The sequence below is a fragment of the Chloroflexus sp. genome (genome assembly GCF_034435895.1).
GTDB lineage: Bacteria > Chloroflexota > Chloroflexia > Chloroflexales > Chloroflexaceae > Chloroflexus.
Window position 1 is genome coordinate 1 of record NZ_DAOTWH010000244.1, and the last position, 1992, is coordinate 1992.

Annotated in this window: 3 protein-coding genes; all 3 read left to right on the forward strand. The window is 62.5% G+C overall.

What is annotated here, in order from left to right; all coding sequences use genetic code 11:
- Positions 1-284: 284 nt before the first annotated feature.
- Positions 285-869, forward strand: a complete 585-nt coding sequence (locus U9R81_RS14115; protein ID WP_322496073.1) for a nucleotidyltransferase family protein — start codon at positions 285-287, stop codon at positions 867-869.
- 173 nt (positions 870-1042) lie between these two features.
- Entirely contained in the window at positions 1043-1456 is a 414-nt protein-coding gene (gene rpsF / locus U9R81_RS14120) for a 30S ribosomal protein S6 (RefSeq protein ID WP_322496074.1), read from the forward strand.
- A gap of 53 nt (positions 1457-1509) precedes the next feature.
- The gene (locus U9R81_RS14125) at positions 1510-1929 is read left to right on the forward strand and encodes a single-stranded DNA-binding protein (protein ID WP_322496075.1); all 420 of its coding nucleotides are present in this window, start codon (positions 1510-1512) and stop codon (positions 1927-1929) included.
- Positions 1930-1992: the final 63 nt, after the last annotated feature.

Below are 1992 nucleotides of genomic sequence, written 5' to 3' on the forward strand. Positions count from 1 at the left end.
ATTGCTTCGCCGCCTGCGGCGGCTCGCAATGACAGTGGGGGGTGCTTTCCGAATGTCATTGCGAGGGCGCGGAGCGTCCGCAGCAATCTCCCGCTCTAGCGGAACGCACCCGCTCAGGCATCCCTCTCGTGATCGGGGGGGATTGCTTCGCCGCCTGCGGCGGCTCGCAATGACAGTGGGGGAGTAGGGGGGATTGATTCGCCTCACGTGGGCCGCGCGCTGCGCTGCCCTGCGCGCGGCCCACAATGACACAGTGTTTTCGGCGCTACCCAACAAGGTACACCATGAACATCGCAGGTCTTTTGCTTGCTGCCGGCCAATCGACCCGGATGGGCCAACCCAAGCAGTTGCTAGACTGGAAAGGCCGGCCACTGGTCGCGCATATCGCTGACGAAGCGTTAGCCAGCCAACTGGCGGGGCTTACGGTCGTGGTAGGCGCTGCCGAAGCGCAGGTGTGGGCCGCGTTGCGCGATCTGCCGGTGCAGATCGTTACTAACCCGGCCTACGCCGAAGGGTTGGGTAGCTCGCTCGGCGCTGGGTTGCGCGCGTTGCCAGCTGATGCTGATGCGGCGATGGTCTTGCTGGTTGACCAACCGCTGGTGACGGCGCGGCTGATCAACGAGTTGATCGACGCCTATCGCGCCGCGCCGGATGCACTCGCACTCGTGCCCGTCTACCGGGGCCAGCGCGGCAACCCGGTGATCGTCGCCGCCGGCCTCTTTGCCGAGCTGCAAACGCTGCGTGGCGACACCGGCGCCCGCGCCGTCTTTAACCGTTACTCCGGTCAGATCGTCTGGCTTGAAACGAACGACCCGGCGGTCATTACCGACGCCGATACGCCGGAAGCGTGGCGCGCGCTGCAAGGGTAGCGCGACGCCGCAGCCAGCGGCAAATGTATCCTAAATAAGATATGGTATAATTGTATGATGTCACGTGGGAGCGTGAATGGGAATACGTTCCCAATAGTCTTTCTGTTCCGCCGTTGCGTCCGGATCGCGCCGCCGGGTGAGAGGCGAGCGGAACATCACCAGAGGAGGCTTTTGTGCGCGATCGTCGTCGAGAGTACGAGCTTGTCATCATCATTAGCCCGCTCTTTGCCAACGAAGAGGGGATCAAGGCCAACATCGACCGGGTCAAGCAGACGGTCGATCAACTAGGCGGCCAGGTCAACACGGTGAGCCAATCGTCGCCGTGGGGCCGCCGCAAGTTGGCTTACCCGATCCGCGAGTATGTGACCGGCGAAGCCAGCCGTCGCAGCTTTACGGAAGGGTATTACGTCTTCTTCACCCTCACCCTGAGCGCGTCGAAGGTGGCCGAACTGGATCGGGCGATTCGGTTGAACGACAACATCCTGCGCCACCTTTTGGTGCTGGTCGAGGACAAGGAAGGGCAGTCGAGCTTGGTCGAGCCGGTTGAGCCGGAGTCAGAGGAAGAGCCGGCGCTGAGCGACGAATAATACCCGCGCTAGCGTGCCGGTGAAGACAGCAGTCCATCGTAGTGGAGGGCGCCATGGCGCGTGATTTGAATAAGGTCTTGATTATTGGTCGCCTTGGCGCCGATCCTGAACTGCGCTACACCGCTGCCGGCACGCCAGTGGCCACCTTTCGGGTCGCTGCCAGCCGCCAATGGCGCGATCCCAACGGCAATCTACACGATGAGACTGAGTGGTTTAATGTCGTTGCGTGGAACCGATTGGCCGAAATTTGCCACCAGTATCTGAGCCGGGGGGCGCGAGTGTATATCGAGGGCCGCTTGCAGACGCGGACGTGGGAAGACCCTCAAACCGGGCAACCGCGTTCGCGGGTGGAAGTCGTGGCACAAGATATGATCTTGCTTGAGCAGCGTGAATCGCGCGCCGACGATTCGCCGTCACGCCCGCCCCGCCGCGAACCGCCGCCAGATATTGGCGATGATGATATTCCATTCTAGCCTATGTCACAAACACCCAAGCCGCCACGGAGCGCACCAGCGCCGGCGCAACCTCCCGCGCCG